The sequence below is a fragment of the Vibrio sp. D404a genome (genome assembly GCF_030248535.1).
GTDB lineage: Bacteria > Pseudomonadota > Gammaproteobacteria > Enterobacterales > Vibrionaceae > Vibrio.
This window is the reverse complement of record NZ_JAHGAJ010000011.1, coordinates 56,420-74,674: the sequence shown is the minus strand read 5'-3', so window position 1 is coordinate 74,674 and position 18,255 is coordinate 56,420. Positions and strand designations below refer to the sequence as shown.

The following is an 18,255-nucleotide window of genomic DNA, read 5'->3' as shown; positions in this document are numbered from 1 at the left end:
CAAAGTAACTGGATTGTTATGAAAATTGGCAGGAGCTTATGAATAGTCGAATATCTTCATCGTTTAGAAAGAGTGCCCTCGTTCGCTGGGTAGAGAGTGACGAGAAACATAAAATGGTCTCTGAACAGCTTACCGAAACCGATCCACTTATCGAAGGCAATGTGGAAACTTGTAAGGTAAAAGAAAGTTTCTCACTCCATTGGGGAACAACAACCGAGCTCAAGGACCACCAAGTTATTTCAACGGCGCGTAAGGCTCTAATTTTCATCATTTTAACGGAAGGAAAGCTCGATTTTAGCTACGACGATTCGAACTTTGTAATGGACTCTAACCATGGCTACCAGGGCTTGATGGTGAACCTTGCAAAGCCAGCAACGTTCAGACGGACTGTCCAAAAAGGCAACAAGGTTTCTAAGCTAAAAGTGCTTATTCCACAAGAGTGGATTCAAGAACGCATAGAGGCAGGTAGCCGAGTTGACGATTTCATTTCACAACATTTAGCCAATTTTGACTTGCACTCCAACGACAACTTACGTGAGCTAATAAACAAGATCATTCAGCTGCATAACGGTCATGACACCTTCAAGAAGATTAAGTTAGAAGCGCTAACTCAAAGCCTTATATTGGAGGTGTTCGAACAGCTAACCAACAGTGATCGCCCCGTTGAGCCAATAACACTGCAGCTTCAACAAGCGACAACAGACAGTGCGAAAAGCTCAATTGATGGGTTAATTAACTACATTGAAGACAATCTGGATTCCGAGCTCTCCGTGAAGGCTCTGGCGGAATACGCGACCACCAGTGAATCCAACCTTAGACGAAAATTCAAAGAGGTGATCGGCTGTAGCATCAAAAGCTACATCAGACGTCGTCGTTTGGAAGTCGCTCGCAAGCATCTAGAACAAGGTTTAGCTTCGATCACCGAGGTCGCTTACTATGCTGGTTACCGCCACCCTTCTAACTTCACCAATGCCTACAAAAAAGCCTTTGGATATCCACCTGCTTTTTCAGTCAACAAACGGGATTAAAATTCGTTTTTCTTCACTCTGAGTTGTTCCAATTTACTCTAAGCAGCTAAACGAAAAGGGATTGGTATCTCTACCAATCCCTTTCAGCACTTACTTATACAGTACCGGCTTATACCAATTACAAACTCTCAATCGCTTGCTGGACTGCTGGGCCGATTTGACGTTTGCGTGAAGTGACACCTTCTAGGGTTAGCATGTCACTTGTTGGTTCAGCGTTGAACGCCGATTTAATCACTTGATAGTCGCTTTCATCCACCCACAGCAGGTTTGCTTCTTTATTCTTAGTGTCTGTGATTGAGAAGAACAGGTGATCTAAGCCATTTTCTTGCTTGTAAGCCTTCATCGCGGCGAGTAATTCATCTTTACGATCGATCAGTTGCTGCGCAGTTAGCGTTTCCGCGACACCGATGCCTACCTGTTTTCCGCCGTAGTTAAAGTTCTTGTAGTCCAGTGTCAGAATTGTCTCTGAAGATAAGTGGCTCAAATCCGATTTAGCTATGAGCATGTGTTGGCCGAAATCTTGAATATCTGAAACGCCTGCAATTTTCGCGAGCTTCTCTGCGTATTCACGATCATGTTCAGTGGTAGTGGCTGATTGGAACACCACTGTATCAGAAAGGATCGCGCCTAAACCGACACAAGCAAGGTGCTGAGGCAAGGTTACATCCAGCTTTTCAGCGTTGTCCGCCAGAATCGTCGCAGCCGAACCCCAACCTCGAATATCCATCTCAACAATTTGTGGGGTATTAATCGGTGAACCACCAATCGCATGGTGATCAACCACTGCCACTATCGATGATTGGTCGATGGTCGGCGCGAGTTGAGTCACTTGGTTAAAGTCCACCAGCCCGACACGGTATGAAGAGTAATCTGTCTCAATACGTGGGGATTCAGCATTACAGTAGTTCAAGATAAACGTAGATTCTGGATTAATCGCCTCTGGCACCGTCGCGGTACCACCATAGATATGAGCCGCTAACATTGCAGACATCACCGTGTCGCTGTCTGGGCTAAGGTGCCCCGTCCATACTAGGTCTTCTGTATTGTCATTCGCAGACTGTTGAAGGCTGAATGCATAACTGGCTGAGCTGAAAGACATGATGATGGCGGCAACGACAGGTGTAAACTTCACGGGTATTTCCTTATTTGAGTGCTTTTGAATCCTATAAATTAGTCATCAAAAATTTCAAAACCGTTTCAGCTATATTTCATAATTACTTCAGTAAGTTACGAAATGTAATTCCCGCCTCTTTCAGCAAACTCGCGTTAATGTTTGTATCTAAAGGTATTACTGTCGTCAATAATCTCAATTTTAACAGGTACCGTTCCTTTGGTCGTATTACCTATTTGTGCAAAAGACTTATAAGAAAGGTCGATCACTCTTCCTGATACGTAAGGGCCTCTATCGTTGATTTTCACATCGACGGATTTGTTGTTCGCCGTGTTCGTTACCCTGACAACAGTGCCAAAAGGCAAGGTTTTGTGCGCTGCCGTGAAGTTATACATATTGTAGGTCTCACCACTGGCTGTGAGTTTGCCGTGAAACTGTTTGCCATACCAAGATGCCTGCCCCGTCAGTGAATGTGACTTGGCATACTCTTTAGTCTTTGAACTACCGACAGCAGATGTCGAGGTACATCCGGCTAATAGCGTCAGAATAAGCGCGGTAAAGATAAGGTGGAATTTTTTCTTGCTAGTTAGAGATTCGATTCTCTTCATGTGTGTCCGTATGCGTTGTTATTGGTGTAGTTTGTCGTGGTGACCAGTAACCTAGTAACCTAGCGACCCAGTGCTAAGTATAGATACTGCTCAACCAATTCCACTATCCGGTATGGTTCCTCAATGTTTTCATGTGCCCTAATGGGTGGCGTCATATCTATGAAAGGTTTTATCTTCCTAACGTCAAAATTCACCAAGCTTTACGTATCTCTCTCAAACTAAAACAAAAAAGGATTGGTATCTCTACCAATCCTCTTTAGGAATGTTTCGGTTTTTCTACCTAATGCAAGGTAGTCACACCATTACTCGTAATCAGTTGAGTAAGTGTCTTCGTATGAGTGTGAGTAGAACTCGAACAGGTTGCCAAACGGGTCTTCTAGGTAAACCATTTGCGCTTGTTTTAGCTCGTCTTCTGGATGGTAACGCATGATGTCCATACGCACCTTACCGCCATACTCTTCTACACGTTTAATTGCTGAATCAAATTGCTCTTTTGGTAGCTGCACACAGAAGTGGAAGATACCTAAACGAGAGAAGTCCACTTCGTGACGCTCTTGACGCTCTTTCATTTCGAATAGCTCAACGCCGATACCATCTGAAGTTACTAGGTGCGCAATGTTGAAACCTTTGAAGCCTTCGCCAAACACAGCAATACACATACGGCCGATTGCTGATTCGCGCTCTTCCATCACTTTAGTGTTGTTCATCACGATTCTCAGACCTAAAGCTTTAGTGTAAAACTCTACTGCTTGGTCCATGTCGCCTACCATGATGCCTACGTGATTCATTTTCATAACTTTCTCCAATTCGTTTTGTTCTGTGCTTCGCGAAGTCTAGCTTCGGTATTTCGTTTCGATGAAGAGAGTATAGTCAGAAAAATTAATTAATTTAAATTATCATAAATTATATTAATGATAATTTTATTTTATCAGATATAGATGGTCTGATGTGAACTCAATAAAACTACAGTAGTTGAAACACGTAACGCTGAGAAAACGGCAGAAAAAGCAAATCACAAAAAACAAAAAAGCCGAGTCACTTTACATGACTCGGCTATAAAACGGGTTAGCTTACGCAGGTTGGTGCAGCATGAAAGCCACGACCATGGCCAAGCTGCCACCCAAGCAACGATTCACCATCACCATCTGTTTTGGTGATTGCAGAAGGCGCTGCAACATGGTTCCACAATACGCCCAAACCAACATACACAATACGCCGGTTCCAACCATGATGGTTGTGATTGTCACCACTTGAATCAGGTAGTCTGTCTGCGTGGTAATAAACTGAGAGAATACAGTGAGTGACGCTATCCAACCTTTCGGGTTCAATACTTGAATCAACACACCAGACATAAACCCTGAACGATTCACCGACTCTTCTTGCTCAATTTCCATATTGGCAATCGACCACGCCATAAACAGTAAATAAGCCGCCCCAAGGTACTTCATTACCGTGTAGATCTCTGGGTAAAGGGTAAACAGGCTCACCAAGCCAGCACTTGAACCCGCCAGTATGATGATAATGCCAAAAGCGTTACCAGAGACAAAAGGCAATGTTGCCGCAAATCCATATCGGCTTGATATCCCAAGCAATGCAATGTTTCCTGCTCCCGGTGTAATTCCAATCGATATTGAAAACAACAAGAACGCCAGCATTAATTGAGCGCTCATTCTTTCTCTCCTAGTTGATAAAACGTTAGTGGGAGAAGAGTTTACAGATTCGAGTAGGAATTAAATTGCTATATGCGTTAGTATTAAATCAAATTTGAGCAGACTTTTTCTAAAATCATCATGAAAGTGAAAGAATCCACCAACGAAGTGCTGGATGATACGGATATTGCCATTCTTGGGCATATCCAAAAAGACGGTCGCATGAGTAACAGTAAGCTTGCCGAGAAGGTCAACCTGAGTGAAACACCTTGCTGGCGTCGTTGGAAGCGCATGGAAGAGACGGGCTATATCGATGGCTATACCGCGCAGCTCAACCGTAAAAAGCTTGGCCTTCATGTGGCAGGTTTCACCTTAGTGACACTCGGTAATCATGAGGTTGAAAACACCGAGCCTTTTGAAGAGTTTGTCGCAGTGACAGACTGGATAACCATGTGTCACTGCATTGCAGGCGGAGCAGATTACATGATTCAGGTGTTGGCGAGAGATCTGGAAGAGTATTTCGAGCGAATCAGTTCAATTCGACGAGTAAAAGGCGTCAGCGCAATTCAGTCCAATATCTCTGTGAAAGAGCTCAAGAACAGCTACCAACTCCCTCTTACCGATTAGTTGGTTTCCAAATAAGAAAGCCCAGTCAGCGATAACGCGACTGGGCTTTTTGCTTTAGTTCTTACAGAAACCTAATTCTTACAAACCGTTGAGACTGAATCCGGATCTACTCACAAGGGTGAGCAAGATGAATAAGCGCCAAACCGCCCAATGACGTTTCACGATACTTCTTATTCATGTCTTTACCCGTTTGATACATGGTCGCGATAACCTTATCCAGCGAGATCAAAGATTTACTATTACGTTTCAGTGCCATACGAGACGCGTTAATCGCCTTCATCGCACCCATCGCATTTCGCTCGATACACGGTACTTGTACTAAGCCACCAATTGGGTCACACGTCATGCCCAAGGAGTGCTCCATTGCGATTTCTGCGGCAATGCAAATCTGCTCGTTACTGCCACCGCGCAATGCAGTTAAACCCGCAGCCGCCATAGAAGAGGATACGCCAACTTCACCTTGGCACCCTACTTCGGCACCTGAAATTGAAGCGTTGGTTTTGTACAAAATGCCAATCGCGCCCGAGACCGCTAAGAAGTCTTTTAGCTGCTTAGTATCGAGCTCTTTAATGAAGCGATGGTAATACATCAACACCGCAGGAATCACGCCTGCTGCGCCATTGGTTGGTGATGTCACCACCTGACCGCCCGCTGCGTTTTCCTCACTCACGGCAAAGGCAAACAAGTTAATCCAATCCATGATTTCCATTGGATCGTTTTCAACCGCAGCATTCGCTTCTAACTTTTTCAGTAGATTTGGCGCACGACGAGTGACGTTCAACCCACCATCAAGAATGCCTTCAGTTTCAAAGCCACGCTCCATACAACGCGACATTACACGCCAAATTTGGTCGGCCTTTTCTGCAATCGCATCTACATCTTGGAAAGCCGACTCATTTTTCAGAATCATGCCGCCTAGGCTCATGCCGTTTTGTTCTGCTTGTTGCAGCATTTCTTCTGCATTATTAAATGGGTAAGCCACCGCAACTGGTTCTGTTTTAGTGCCGTTTTGCAACTCATCCGCAGTTGCAATAAAGCCACCACCAATTGAGTAGTAGGTTTCATCGACAATCACGTTTCCAACGTTATCAAACGCCGTGATCTTCATGCCGTTCTCATGCAGTGGCAGATTATCCTCATGAAACAGCATATCTGTTTGGTAGTTGAAACCGATAGTGTGGCTGCCGCTCAGCTGCATTTCACCACTGTCGATTGCGCGGCGCATCGCTTCATTCGCACTGGATATTTTTATCGTGTCCGGCTTATTGCCCAGCAAACCTAAAATGGTCGCTCTATCAGTGTGGTGCCCGATTCCGGTCAGCGACAGTGAACCATAAAGGTCGACCTGTACTCGAACCACATCCGTGATTCTCTCCTCAACTAATTGAGTGAAATGAAAACCCGCAATCATTGGGCCGTTGGTGTGAGAGCTTGATGGCCCTACACCAATTTTGTAGATATCAAAGATCGATAACATAGATATACCAGTAAAAAATCGGTCAATTAAGAAAGAACGGCATAGAGCCAATCAGGAATAACAGTACAAGCTGCCACCGTCACCACAGCGAAGACCAACAAACCATAATGACTTGCCGTCGGCTTGGCGAACAAATGCTTTTGCTTGGCGATAAATTCGTTTTGTTGCTGTGTAACCTCTCCCCAGAAGCGGCTGACAAGCACACCCAACACTAAGAACACTACTGTGCCAATGAGTGCAAACCACGGCCAAGAGATACCACTGTATTTAGCAATAAACACCACAACCACACTACCAATGCTGCCCGCAATCACCCCCTTTTCATTCGCCTGTTTAAAGAACAGACCAAGAATGAAAGAGCCAAGACGAATACCGACGAAAATCGAAGTTAGGCTGGCAATGGTTTTCAACACCGATTCGTTTGAAACGGCCAACAAAGCAGGCACCACCACCGAAGCGGCAGCAACAAGGCTCATTTTTCTCGCCACCGATTCATAATGCGCATCTGAAGCTTTCTTGCGGAAAAATCGCTTATAGAAATCAAAGGTCGCAACGGTCGCCATTGAGTTATAGGTTGAATCCAGCGTCGACATAGCAGCGGCTGATAGCGCTGCGATCACTAAACCAACAATGATTGAATTTGTGTGGTTAAACACGAAATCGAGAATCACTTCGTTGCTGTTTTCAAAGCTGGTGTCTCGATAAAAGACACTCAACAGAACGCCCATTACCGCGAAAAATAGATAGATAAAGAACGCACCGTAACCACACAGCAGCATAGATCGCTGTGCCGTCTTAACGTCTTTTGTCGCGAGCGTTCTTTGAATAATCAACTGGTTAGTGCCGTATACACTGAGGTGTAAAAAGCTAACGGCTACCACACCCGCCCACAACGTGGTGTCGACACCCAAATCGAATTCAAGGTTAATAATATTCAGGTGCTCGGGAGACAAAACCTCGCCCGCATCAATTTTCATAAGCAACAAAGCAAAGATCGCAATGCTACCGATAATCAGCACCGCCGACTGCAGCATATCGGTCCATATTACCGTTGAGATACCACCCGCATAGGTATACAAAGCAGTAAACAAACTGATGTAAATGATCGCCTCTGAAATATCGATAGGCAGCACTTGCACCAGAATCAAAGCAACAGCATAGAGAATGACGCCCGCTGAAATGCATTGGACAACAAGAAACACGATTGAATTGATCGTACGAGCAACAATGCCAAAACGGTGCTCTAAGTATTCATAAATCGAAGTCAGTCCGAGTTTATAAAACACTGGCACGAAGAAAATCACCGCAAAAAAGATCACGATTGGATAATTCAAATGCACGCTCATTGCTTCCATACCAGAACTGTAAACCCAGCCCGGCATGCCAACGAACGTCATCGCACTGATGTAGGTTGCAAGAATCGACACACCTGCCGTAAACCAACCAAATTGTTTTCCACCAGTTGAAAAGTCGCCACCTACGCTATAACGCTTATTTACTAAGTAGCTGATAAATATTGTAGTTAGCACATAAAGAGCAATCACCACAAAACTTGAGTACGTAACCATTTTGAGATTCCGTTTATTGTATTCTTCTAATCATTCGCCGCCAATATTACTGAAAATTGTCTTTATTCCCTCAAAAACCCACAATAACTGTGACTATTATCACTAAGATAGACGAATAAACGCTCAAATTGGCCAAAACCGCCCTTTAATGAGATCTAGATCACTAAAATAGACAAATTGGGTACGCACTCATTTTAAAATTGACTTCGATCACGGATCTAATATCCACAAAAATTCTATTATCTCTACCGAAACGAAGACAGTGTGCTAGATATTAATCATACCCACACTGGAATCAAAACTATAAACACCCTATATGAAATAAAGGTTTATCGGTCATGACTACCAAAAAACACATGAGCGAAGTTCCTATGATTCAAAGGGTAGCTGCCTATCTAGCGATACTGGTTGGTTACTTTTTCTATTGTTATAACTTTGTAATTATTGACTACGTACGCCCATACATTGTTGAAGCGTATGATGGTATTAGCCTGTCAGACACTGCCCAGTTCTATACATGGCAGTCGGTTGGTGCACTGATTGGTGCTTTGAGCTGTGCTTGGTTCGCAACAAAATTTGGTAAGAAATCCACTCTTATTGTCATCACAGCCTTAAATGGTGGTGCAACCATCGTCAACATGATGTTCACCGACTACGCAACTTGGGCTGCAATGCGTTTTATCATTGGTTTGTCGCTGGGTGGTTACTTCACAGTAGCAGTAAGCCTGATGATCGGCCTGTTCACACCGAATGTACGTGGTAAGTTGACCGCGTTCGCATCTTCTATGTTCTCTGTTGCTCTGATGGTAATGGGTGCGTATGCAGCATTCATTTCAAGCATCAATGCGCCATGGGAAAGCCTAATGCTTGTAGGTGGTATCCCACCGTTGGCAGCAGCAGTAGTGATGATCTTTGTTCTACCAAGCGATAGTAAAGTGATCGCTTACGGTGAAGAAGAGCAAGCAAAAGCTGAAACGACAGATGCACCAGCGAAGAAAGGTTCTTGGGGCGAAATGCTCAGCAAGTCTTACCGTAAGATCACATTAACGTGTCTATTACTGGCTGGCCTTAACTTCTACGGTTTCCAATTCTTCGGTGGCTTTGTAACCACTTACCTACGTGATGTACGTATGTTCGACGGTGCAACCATCGGTCTTATCTTCTCTATCTCAGCGTTTGGTTCACTGTTTGGTGCATGGTTCTGGGGTTGGGCGGCTGACAAATACGGTCGTAAGGTGAACGCGTTCGGTTTCATCCTAGCGGGCATCATGGTTTCAATCTTCTTCGTAGCGCCTGGCGACATGGTGATTGGCGGCCTAAACATGCTGGCTCTACTTGGCCTGATTTACAACTTCGGTCTGTCTTCTTCAGCGGTATGGGGTGGTTACTTCTCAGAACTGTTCCCAGCACACCTACGTAGCTACGGTGCAGCTCTATTCCACGGTGGTCGTATCCTGGGTATGTGGGCGCCAATGGTACTTATCTTCATTCAAGAGCGTACCGACCTACAAACTGCGATGTGGGGTTCACCAATCGTCTGGATCCTTGCTGGTCTTCTATGGCTAACACTGCCAGAGACATTGAAAGGCGGCATCTTCGATAAAAGCAAGAAAACTGAAGCAGCAAAAGCTTAATTCGAAATTCACACGCTGAAATTCAGAGATTCAAATACGAAACATTAAAGCCGGCTGACAAGTCAGCCGGTATCAAAATCCAAATCGAGTCCTGTTCCGAAAGTTGACTCGACAACACAAAGAGAAATGATTATGTCTAAATATCAAGAAGCTAAGCGCATTGTTCGCGAATACTTTGATGCAATGGAAAGTGCAACTCACGAAAACGTTGCTGAAGTACTAAAAGCACACACTTCTGAAGATTACTTGTGGCGTGGTGTCTACCCATTCCGTGAGCAAGAAGGCGCGCAAGCTGCTGCTGACGTATTCTGGGCTCCAATGATGAAATCAATGACTCGCATGCAGCGCCGTCAAGATATCTTCATCGGTGGTAACAACGAAATCAATCCAGATGAAATTTGGGTAATGAGCATGGGTCATTTCATGGGTCTATTCGACGCTGAATACCTAGGCATGCGCCCGACTGGTAAAATCATGAACGTTCGCTACGCAGAATTTAACTGTGTTGTTGACGGCAAGATCACTAAGACAGGCCTATTCCTTGACCTACTAGGCATGATGGATCAAGCGGGTTGCTACCCACTACCACCATCAACAGGTAAGCACTTCGTATACCCTGGTCCACGTAACCACGACGGTCTACTATTCGAAGATGCAGCTCCAGAAGAAGGCGTTGCAACACTTGCTCTTGTAAACAAGATGGTTGATGACCTATCTGCACTTAACGACAGCGGCGCAATGGGTTGCCCACCAGAAGTACTAGAGAAGAGCTGGTCTAAAGACATGATCTGGTACGGCCCTTGTGGTATCGGTGCGTCTTACACTATCCCTCGTTACCAACAGCAGCACCAACTACCTTTCCGTAACAACCTGAAAGACAAGAAGTTTAACGGTCACGTTTGTCGCTTCGCAGAAGGTAACTTCTCTTGCTTCTTTGGTTGGCCAAACCTATCAAACACACCCGTTGGTGGTTTCCTTGGTATGACGGGTGGTGAAGTACGTGCAGACATGCAAGTAGTTGACGTTTACTACCGTGACGGTGACAAGCTATCTGAAAACTGGGTACTGATCGACCTTCCTTTCTGGCTAAAACAGCAAGGTCTAGATGTATTCGAGCGTACTGCTTCAATCCTGAACCCAACACTGTAACTGTGTCCTATTGTCTATCTAGTCCATACCTACACTAGATAAACATGACTGCCGAGGGCTCCTTCTCGCCCTCGGCAACTTGCTCCACCCAAGATAATCAATTTGTGCCTCACGGATGGGCACCCCCTGCCAAACCATTACTAATATAACGGGCTTGAAAGCACGGTAGCTTTCTACGGCCTGAATAAAGAGAATTACAATGAAAAAGTCGATTCTTTCTGCAGTGATCCTAACAGCACTTACTTCGGGCTCTGCTTTTGCAGCGCACACCTTTACCAATGACGCGGGCGATAGCCTAACACTGGATGGTCGTTTTGACCTTCGTTACCAAGATAAAGGTGGCGATCATAACGGAGAATGGAACAGCGGTAGCTCTCGTTTCGGCCTTAAAGGTCAAATGGGCCTAGATAACGGCTGGACCGGTTTTGGTCATGCTGAATGGGGTTACAATTCTGGTGCTAACGGCGACAATATTTACGACCGACTTCTATACGCTGGCGTAGAGCACGACAAATACGGCAAGATTGCTGCAGGTACTAAGCAGTGGTCTACTTTCTACGATGTAGCATGGTACACAGACTTAGGCCGTGTCTTTGGTACTCGTGGCTCAGGTGTTTACAACCTGTCTGATTGGGGTATTGCTTCAGGTGCAGGCCGTGCTGAAAACTCCATCACTTACCGCAATTCAATCAACGACCAAGTAAGCTACGGCTTTACTTACCAAACAACACGTGAAGACGTTGCTCTGTCTGGCTCAGACCGTAGTTCAAATTCAGGAACAGACAATCGAGCAACAGCTACTTTGAAGAACGGTATGGGTGCGTCGATCACTTACAAACCGTTTGATGGCGTAACACTTGGTGCGGCCTACCATCAAAATGAATTAGCAGACCTGTCAACTAGCGTTGAAGGAGCTAAAGATGGCGACAACATGCGCATCATGCTGTTGGGTGCCAACTACAGCAACGGCGGCTTCTACGCTGGTGCGACTTTCCATGTAGGCGAGAACTGGGAGTCTGTTGAGACTTCAACAACAAACAATGTACTAATGGATACCCTTGGTGGTGAAATCTACACATACTACCACTTCGAAAATGGCCTACGCCCTACGTTGAACTATAACTACATGGAAGATCGTGGTGACGAGACAGAAGGCTATGAGCGTAACTTGCTTATTCCTGGCGTTGAATACCACTTCCAGAAAAACAAGTTCCTAGTTTGGACTGAGTACCAATTCGACCTAGGCAAAGATCAGCTTGTTGGTAACACATTCGAAAACCGTGATGACCAGTTCGCTGCAGGTATCCGTTACTACTTCTAATCTCTGGTTCTCACGACCAAGTCGTATAACCACTGCCTAAATAAAGCTCTGCCCCGTTATCCCATTAACGAGGCAGAGCTTTTTGGGTTATACCCAGCTTACAACCCAATTAGATCACCCAAGCCTTATTTAACATAGAACTTGGGTGCATTGTTTTTTTGAATACGTACCTACTTATGATACTCTACACGCCATTAATTCGGCTTAAAATGCATGGTCTATGAACTCTCCAAAACACGCTTCGGTACCGAAAGCAACCGTAACTTCAAAAGATGTCGCTAAACTGGCTGGCGTTTCCCAATCTACTGTTTCTCGTGTGTTTGTCCCGGGCAGTTCGGTTTCTGAAAAGACCAAGCAGAAAGTATTTGAAGCCGCCAAAGCACTCAACTATCGCCCTAACGCTTTTGCACGAAGCCTGACGACCAACGAATCTAAATTGATTGGATTGGTTTTCCCAGATGCGGATTACCCTATCCACATGAAAACCCTGCAACTCATTTCAACAGAGTTGCAAAAGCAAGGTTACTCAGCAGTACTGATTCCGTGGCAAGTCGATGGTAACGACAACCACTCGATTCCTAACATCTTCCAATATCGAGTCGATGGTGTGATCGCCGCATCAGCAACCTTCAATAAGTCTCTTTATGAAGAGTGTGAAGAGTTCGACATCCCTATTGTTCAGTATGCACGCGTAGTGGAAGGTACTAAGAGTAGCCATGTCGTAAGCGACAACTATGCAGCAGGCCAAGTTGCCGCTCAGCACTTGCATAGCGTTGGAACAAAGTCAGCGGTTTACCTAACCGGTAATGTCCCTACTTACACCAACGGCGAACGTGAAGCCGGCTTCTGCTCTGAGTTCGAAGATCTAACAGGTAATCAAGCTCGCATTATCGAAGCGGATTATGACTACCTTGATGCATTAGAAACAATTAGAGCAATGTTTGCAGAGTCATCTACGCCAGAAGCGATATTCTGCGCGACGGATAACTTGGCGATGGCAGTCATGGACGTAGCTCGATTAGAGTTCAACTTACGCATCCCTGAAGATCTGCAAGTGATTGGTTTTGATGATATTCCTCAAACGCAGTGGCTTAACTACCAGCTCACCACGTTCAAGCAAGATTTCAAACGCCTTGCTCGTGAGTCAGTAAAGATTGTAGTGAACCAAATTCAAGACCAAGACACTAGCCTAGTAAAACTCATGGTTCCGGTGAAGTTTATTGAGAGAAAAACGACGCTCAAATAGAACCAAAACTAAGACACTCTCGAATAAAAAATCCCGCTCATCTAGAGCGGGATTTTTATTTGGATATTTAATTAATTACCCACACCACCGGTATTGTCTGGCTGAGTTTCTGGCGTTTTAGGTGGCCACTCTTTGAAGGTCGCTAGATGTTGCTGTACAGCCGCTTGCGCAGGGCCAAATGCCCACATCTTCTGCCCCATCCACTTCAAGTACATGCCTGATTCTTCCGCTGCTCGCTCGTAAGGATCTCGACGTAAGTTAAACAGTAGCGGTGCATTAAGCTCTTCTTTCGGGCCACTCCAACCATGATTCTGTACCACGAAATGCGCCTTCCAATCTCCTACTCGAACCGCTTGTAGCTTGTCTCGTTCGTAGTAGTAAATCTCTTTACGATTCGACTCACCTTTCTCAGTCAACATATCGACTTGGTTATAGCCGTCTAGGTGTGCTTTAAATCCATCGTGACCTTTGAGCATTTTCTCTTTCAGATCTGCAGGACCACCAGCAGCTGCAACAAGCGTTGGTAACCAGTCCATGCCATCAAAAATACCGTTACCCACGCTACCAGCAGGAATTTTACCCGGCCAACTCACGAGAGCAGGTGCACGAACGCCACCTTCCCACGTTGTACCTTTCTCACCGTGGTATGGCGTCATGCCACCGTCTGGCCATGTCATGATTTCAGGGCCGTTATCCGCAGTGAAAATGATGATGGTGTTGTCAGCGATACCGAGCTCTTCCATTTTCGCCATCATTTCACCGACATGATCATCGAGATCTTTCATCACCACTTCTTGAAGCCCCCAACCATTTTGGCCGAGCATGGCTTCGTATTCAGGTGAAAGGTGCGTCCAAACGTGACCACGTGATGGACAATACCAAGTGAAGAATGGCTTATCCGCCTCAACCGCTCTTTCGATAAAGTTAATGGCGTGTTTATTCACTTCATCATCCAGAGTACGCATACGCTCGATAGTTAGCGCGCCATCGTCTTCAATGGTTTGACCGCCTTTGCCATCGGATTTCGCGTAAATCACGTTACGAGGTGCGAAGGCATCTAACGAGCCATCTTTTGGCCAGTCTGGATCTTCGGTGTATTCCATCGCATTCAAGTGATACAACCAGCCCCAATACTCATCAAAGCCGTGCATTGTTGGTAAGAATTCATCACGGTCACCTAAGTGGTTTTTACCGAACTGACCTGTCACATACCCCATGGTTTTGAGAATTTCTGGCAGTGTTGGTGTATCGGCGTGTAATCCTACAGGCCCTCCCGGCAAGCCTACTGTGTGCATGCCCGTTCGCACAGGAAGTTGACCTGTTAAGAACGCAGAGCGCCCAGCAGTACATGATGGCTGTGCGTAGTAATCCGTGAGCAGCATGCCCTTTTCAGCAATGCTATCGATGTTCGGTGTCTGACTACTCATGACGCCATTATGGTAGGCACTCAAGTTAGAAATGCCGATGTCATCAGTAAAGATCACAAAGATGTTTGGTTTATCTTGAGCCGAGAAAGCGGACAGTGACCAACTCCCTAAGACCACCATCAGCAGCAAGTGAAGCATCCTTTTCATAGTTTGTTCCTTATGCAGTTTTAGACTGTTCGTTATTGATCATTTTTATTCCCACCAAGCCAAAGCCAATCTCAAGCACCAGATACACCACTAACAACCAATGTGGCATGCCATCGACCACCAAGCTGAACACTCGTCCAGCAGCAAGACCTAGCATGAAGATGACCAAACTATAAAGAGCAGGAAGACGATACTTTTGAATCATTGCGCCAGAAAGCCAGAAAAGCACCAAAGCCAAATACAGCCCCATTACCGCTCTAAAGATGTGAGAAACGTTAACTGGGGTAGCATCAATAGCGAAAAGATAATCAAGGGAGACCGTTGGCGCATAGCCATAAGAGAGGGCAATGGGTGTTAGCCCAATGGCAGCAACAATGAGAAAAATACTCTGTGGATTCATGCGATTGCTCTTTATTTGACCTGTTTTAGAAAACATAGCCTACAATCAATTTTAAACAAGTTGCATATCTAACAAATAAGTTTCTTGTCATAGTTATTCAGTCATTCATTCGAACATTGAAACGTTATAGGGATATTTATATGGCTCAATGGAAATACTTACTTGCTCCTGTTATCTGTACGGGCTTAATCTCAGAAGCTCAAAGTGACGAGGGTCGTGATTCAACAAAGAAATGGCAGCACAGCGTAGAGATCTACGCGTTGGCTCTTAATATTCGTGGTGACACCTCGATTGCAAACCTCTCTACCGACGTTGATGTAGATCCTTCGTTTATCATGGATCATCTAGACATGGGCGCCATGTTGAGACTCGAGGGCATCTACGACAATCAATGGGGCTATTATATTGACTACAGCTTTATGAAGCTCAGTGGTAAAGCCGATTCTATTTGGAGCAATTTAGGGTTGTTGAAAGGCGAAGTAGACATCAGGCAAGGCGTACTCGAAACCAAGGGTTTTAAACGTTATCAATACGACTTCGGTATGATCGACTACATGGTGGGTTTTCGATGGTGGGACAACGACATCGATACCAAACTTTACTCTACTGGTGGTGGAGGTTTGATCAATAACTCGCGTTCATTGGAAGAGGATTGGATCGATTATCTGGTTGGGGTGCGTTGGACACAAGAACTCAATGCTAGTTGGAAAACACATGCAAGCCTTGATATTGGCCTAGGCAGCGATACCAACTTTACTTCAGGTTTGCTTCTCGGTGCACGCTATCAAATTAACGATTGGTCTGACTTGAACATCGCCTACAAATCGACCTGGGTTGATTACGAAAACAAAGGGACCTTTGAGTATGACACCGCATCACAGGGGTTCCTCATCGGCTGGGCTGCTCATTTTTAAATCAGTATTTTCTTTACCAGTGAACACCAACTCGCATACTAACCGTGGTTTGTGTTTAACTTCTATTAAAACACCCCCTAATTCAATCCTATTTAAGCTCTAGAAACAGTTAATTTTCTAGGGCTTTTTTAGTCTATTTTAGATAGAAGACATAAAATAAACCATTAATAATCAGAACCTAAGACTTGCAACACCCTCACCCATCACATCTAAAAAAATGTAATTACCCCCTTCAAAACCACCAGCTTAGTTATTGATAAATTTAATTGCTCTTAAACCTATTTGAACGGTGTTTTTTATTTTCAAAATATCACTAGAATCCTCTCCCGAAATTTATCAACTAGAGTGACAACAATGAAAAAATTAGTTTTAGCAATGTGTATTATGGCGTCAACTTCAGCACTAGCATCAAATGAGATGTATGCTTTGGGTGGCGTAGGCATTGATAGTGGTGATGTCGGTGGTCAATTCACCTTCGGTAGTCAAATCATGCACAGCAATTGGCATGTTGAATCAACGTTGCTTGCGATTAGCTTAGATGACACCTATAGCTACAATAATGGTAATGACACTATTGAGAAAAAAGAGAAGTTCGATACTTTGATGTTCTCAGTAGCCCCTATGTACAAACACAGTTTTAGTAACAATTTCGCTATTTTTGGTAAAGCCGGTTTGTTCTTCTCACACTCAGACACAAAATTGACCTTCAACTACTCTAACCAAAACAGCGAGGTGTCAAAAGGCTCCCATAGCGATATTGGTTTAACTTATGGTATTGGTGCAGAATACAAATCAACACAACCTGTATTTGGAAACTCTAAATTACTAACTCGCGTAGGATTTGATTGGTACGAATTTGGTGGCTCAAGTGGCTGGTACACAACGGAATCAGTATTAGGAATTCAAGCAGGCTTCACTTTCTAATAGCCCTGCTAATCGTTCGCTAATAATCTCTAGCCAACGATACAATAGCCTCGTGCTATACGAGGCTTATTTAACAACACACTCTTGCTTCATGATTTTGAGGCCGACATCGAGTGTTTCTGTCCAGGCTTGTTCGACCTGCGCATCATAGTGCGGGTCGAATTTTTTGACCGTATTGAGGAGAGATTGAAACCACTCATTAAGCTCTTGCTCAGAGATGTGCATTCCTAAATCTTTATGCTGTTTACCCAAGCGCTTTACGGAATTTCGCACACTTGGTAAACCAGAAGAGTTATAGATCAAGATGATTGAAGCTTTGAGCATCTTGGTTTGCTGCTCTAACCCGACATTGGCGAATCGCTCCGAAAACCGTGGGTTGTGCTCACAGAAATCCGCCAAGAATGACTCTAGAAACTCTTGGTCAATTCGGCATCGCTCAAAGCTCTCGTAAAAACGTTCGTTATGTTCCATCTAACTCTCCTAACTTGGCCTCTACCATTAGTATATGCAACTATGGCATAAAATGGGTCGCACAGACCTTATTGCCATCGGGATCACGCAAATAAGCCATGTAAAGTCGACGAACGCCTGAGTCTCTTATTCCCGGCGCATCTTCAATACTGGTGCCACCATTTGCTAAGCCGATACGGTGTCATTCATCGACCGCTTCTGGTGAAGTCGCAACAAAGCCCACTGTCATTCCGTTACCAACACTGGCAGGGTCGCCATTAATAGGTTGAGTTAACCCCAACACACCGTGTTCTGATAAGTAGAGGCAACGACCTTTGGGGTCAACCACACCCTCGCCCTGCCCTAACGCTGCTAGTGTCGCATCGTAAAATGATTTTGCTCTCTCGATACTTTGTACACCTAGAAAAACATGGCTAAACATAAACTGTCCTTATTTGTGAAATTAAGACCAAAGTAAGAGGTTATAAGAAACTTGTCCAGTATGATTTTCGAACACTAATAATGCCCAAATAGTCGAATGAGGTTGAACGGTCAAAAGGGAATAATTTTCAATT

General features: G+C 44.7%; 17 protein-coding genes and 1 pseudogene. 8 read left to right on the top strand and 10 right to left on the bottom strand.

Features of this window, described 5'->3' with window-relative positions:
* The first annotated feature begins 38 nt into the window (after positions 1-38).
* Positions 39-1,028 (top strand): helix-turn-helix domain-containing protein, encoded by a 990-nt coding sequence (locus KI655_RS07495; RefSeq protein WP_285403221.1) that lies wholly within the window; start codon positions 39-41, stop codon positions 1,026-1,028.
* 118 nt (positions 1,029-1,146) lie between these two features.
* Here the strand turns inward: KI655_RS07495 and KI655_RS07490 are convergent, their stop codons facing one another.
* From KI655_RS07490 to KI655_RS07475, 4 genes are all read right to left on the bottom strand, one after another.
* The gene (locus KI655_RS07490; RefSeq protein ID WP_285403219.1) at positions 1,147-2,160 is read right to left on the bottom strand and encodes a manganese-dependent inorganic pyrophosphatase; all 1,014 of its coding nucleotides are present in this window, start codon (positions 2,158-2,160) and stop codon (positions 1,147-1,149) included.
* 134 nt (positions 2,161-2,294) lie between these two features.
* Positions 2,295-2,747, bottom strand: a complete 453-nt coding sequence (locus KI655_RS07485) for a septal ring lytic transglycosylase RlpA family protein (protein ID WP_285403217.1) — start codon at positions 2,745-2,747, stop codon at positions 2,295-2,297.
* A gap of 302 nt (positions 2,748-3,049) precedes the next feature.
* Positions 3,050-3,541, bottom strand: coding sequence for a VOC family protein (locus tag KI655_RS07480; protein ID WP_285403215.1), 492 nt, complete (start codon positions 3,539-3,541; stop codon positions 3,050-3,052).
* Positions 3,542-3,817: 276 nt separating this feature from the next.
* A complete protein-coding gene (locus KI655_RS07475; RefSeq protein WP_285403213.1) occupies positions 3,818-4,417 on the bottom strand; it encodes a LysE family translocator in 600 nt (199 codons plus the stop codon).
* Positions 4,418-4,537: 120 nt separating this feature from the next.
* On the opposite strand from KI655_RS07475, the gene KI655_RS07470 reads away from it, so the two are divergent.
* A complete protein-coding gene (locus KI655_RS07470; protein ID WP_285403211.1) occupies positions 4,538-5,023 on the top strand; it encodes an Lrp/AsnC family transcriptional regulator in 486 nt (161 codons plus the stop codon).
* Positions 5,024-5,129: 106 nt separating this feature from the next.
* Here the strand turns inward: KI655_RS07470 and KI655_RS07465 are convergent, their stop codons facing one another.
* Together KI655_RS07465 and KI655_RS07460 are read right to left on the bottom strand one after the other, a co-directional pair.
* The gene (locus KI655_RS07465; RefSeq protein ID WP_285403209.1) at positions 5,130-6,500 is read right to left on the bottom strand and encodes an L-serine ammonia-lyase; all 1,371 of its coding nucleotides are present in this window, start codon (positions 6,498-6,500) and stop codon (positions 5,130-5,132) included.
* Positions 6,501-6,526: 26 nt separating this feature from the next.
* The gene (locus KI655_RS07460) at positions 6,527-8,068 is read right to left on the bottom strand and encodes a sodium/solute symporter (protein WP_285403207.1); all 1,542 of its coding nucleotides are present in this window, start codon (positions 8,066-8,068) and stop codon (positions 6,527-6,529) included.
* 338 nt (positions 8,069-8,406) lie between these two features.
* Here KI655_RS07460 and KI655_RS07455 point away from each other — a divergent pair, with 338 nt between their 5' ends.
* From KI655_RS07455 to KI655_RS07440, 4 genes are all read left to right on the top strand, one after another.
* Positions 8,407-9,702, top strand: coding sequence for an MFS transporter (locus KI655_RS07455; protein WP_285403206.1), 1,296 nt, complete (start codon positions 8,407-8,409; stop codon positions 9,700-9,702).
* A 132-nt stretch (positions 9,703-9,834) separates the two neighbouring features.
* A complete protein-coding gene (locus KI655_RS07450) occupies positions 9,835-10,851 on the top strand; it encodes a nuclear transport factor 2 family protein (protein ID WP_285403204.1) in 1,017 nt (338 codons plus the stop codon).
* A gap of 199 nt (positions 10,852-11,050) precedes the next feature.
* Positions 11,051-12,172 carry a porin gene (locus KI655_RS07445; RefSeq protein ID WP_285403202.1) on the top strand — a complete coding sequence of 374 codons (1,122 nt, stop codon included), beginning with the start codon at positions 11,051-11,053 and terminating at the stop codon, positions 12,170-12,172.
* 220 nt (positions 12,173-12,392) lie between these two features.
* Positions 12,393-13,418, top strand: a complete 1,026-nt coding sequence (locus KI655_RS07440) for a LacI family DNA-binding transcriptional regulator (RefSeq protein WP_285403199.1) — start codon at positions 12,393-12,395, stop codon at positions 13,416-13,418.
* A 71-nt stretch (positions 13,419-13,489) separates the two neighbouring features.
* Here the strand turns inward: KI655_RS07440 and KI655_RS07435 are convergent, their stop codons facing one another.
* Both KI655_RS07435 and KI655_RS07430 read right to left on the bottom strand, forming a co-directional pair.
* Complete coding sequence (locus KI655_RS07435) at positions 13,490-14,992, bottom strand: arylsulfatase (protein ID WP_285403198.1); 1,503 nt, start codon at positions 14,990-14,992, stop codon at positions 13,490-13,492.
* A 10-nt stretch (positions 14,993-15,002) separates the two neighbouring features.
* Complete coding sequence (locus KI655_RS07430; RefSeq protein ID WP_285403197.1) at positions 15,003-15,392, bottom strand: DUF4345 domain-containing protein; 390 nt, start codon at positions 15,390-15,392, stop codon at positions 15,003-15,005.
* 140 nt (positions 15,393-15,532) lie between these two features.
* On the opposite strand from KI655_RS07430, the gene KI655_RS07425 reads away from it, so the two are divergent.
* Positions 15,533-16,306, top strand: a complete 774-nt coding sequence (locus KI655_RS07425; protein WP_285403196.1) for a hypothetical protein — start codon at positions 15,533-15,535, stop codon at positions 16,304-16,306.
* A 354-nt stretch (positions 16,307-16,660) separates the two neighbouring features.
* Complete coding sequence (locus KI655_RS07420; RefSeq protein WP_285403195.1) at positions 16,661-17,230, top strand: outer membrane protein; 570 nt, start codon at positions 16,661-16,663, stop codon at positions 17,228-17,230.
* Positions 17,231-17,296: 66 nt separating this feature from the next.
* Here the strand turns inward: KI655_RS07420 and KI655_RS07415 are convergent, their stop codons facing one another.
* Positions 17,297-17,701, bottom strand: a complete 405-nt coding sequence (locus tag KI655_RS07415; protein ID WP_285403194.1) for a globin — start codon at positions 17,699-17,701, stop codon at positions 17,297-17,299.
* Positions 17,702-17,741: 40 nt separating this feature from the next.
* Positions 17,742-18,122, bottom strand: a pseudogene (locus KI655_RS07410) (VOC family protein).
* Positions 18,123-18,255 lie beyond the last annotated feature (133 nt).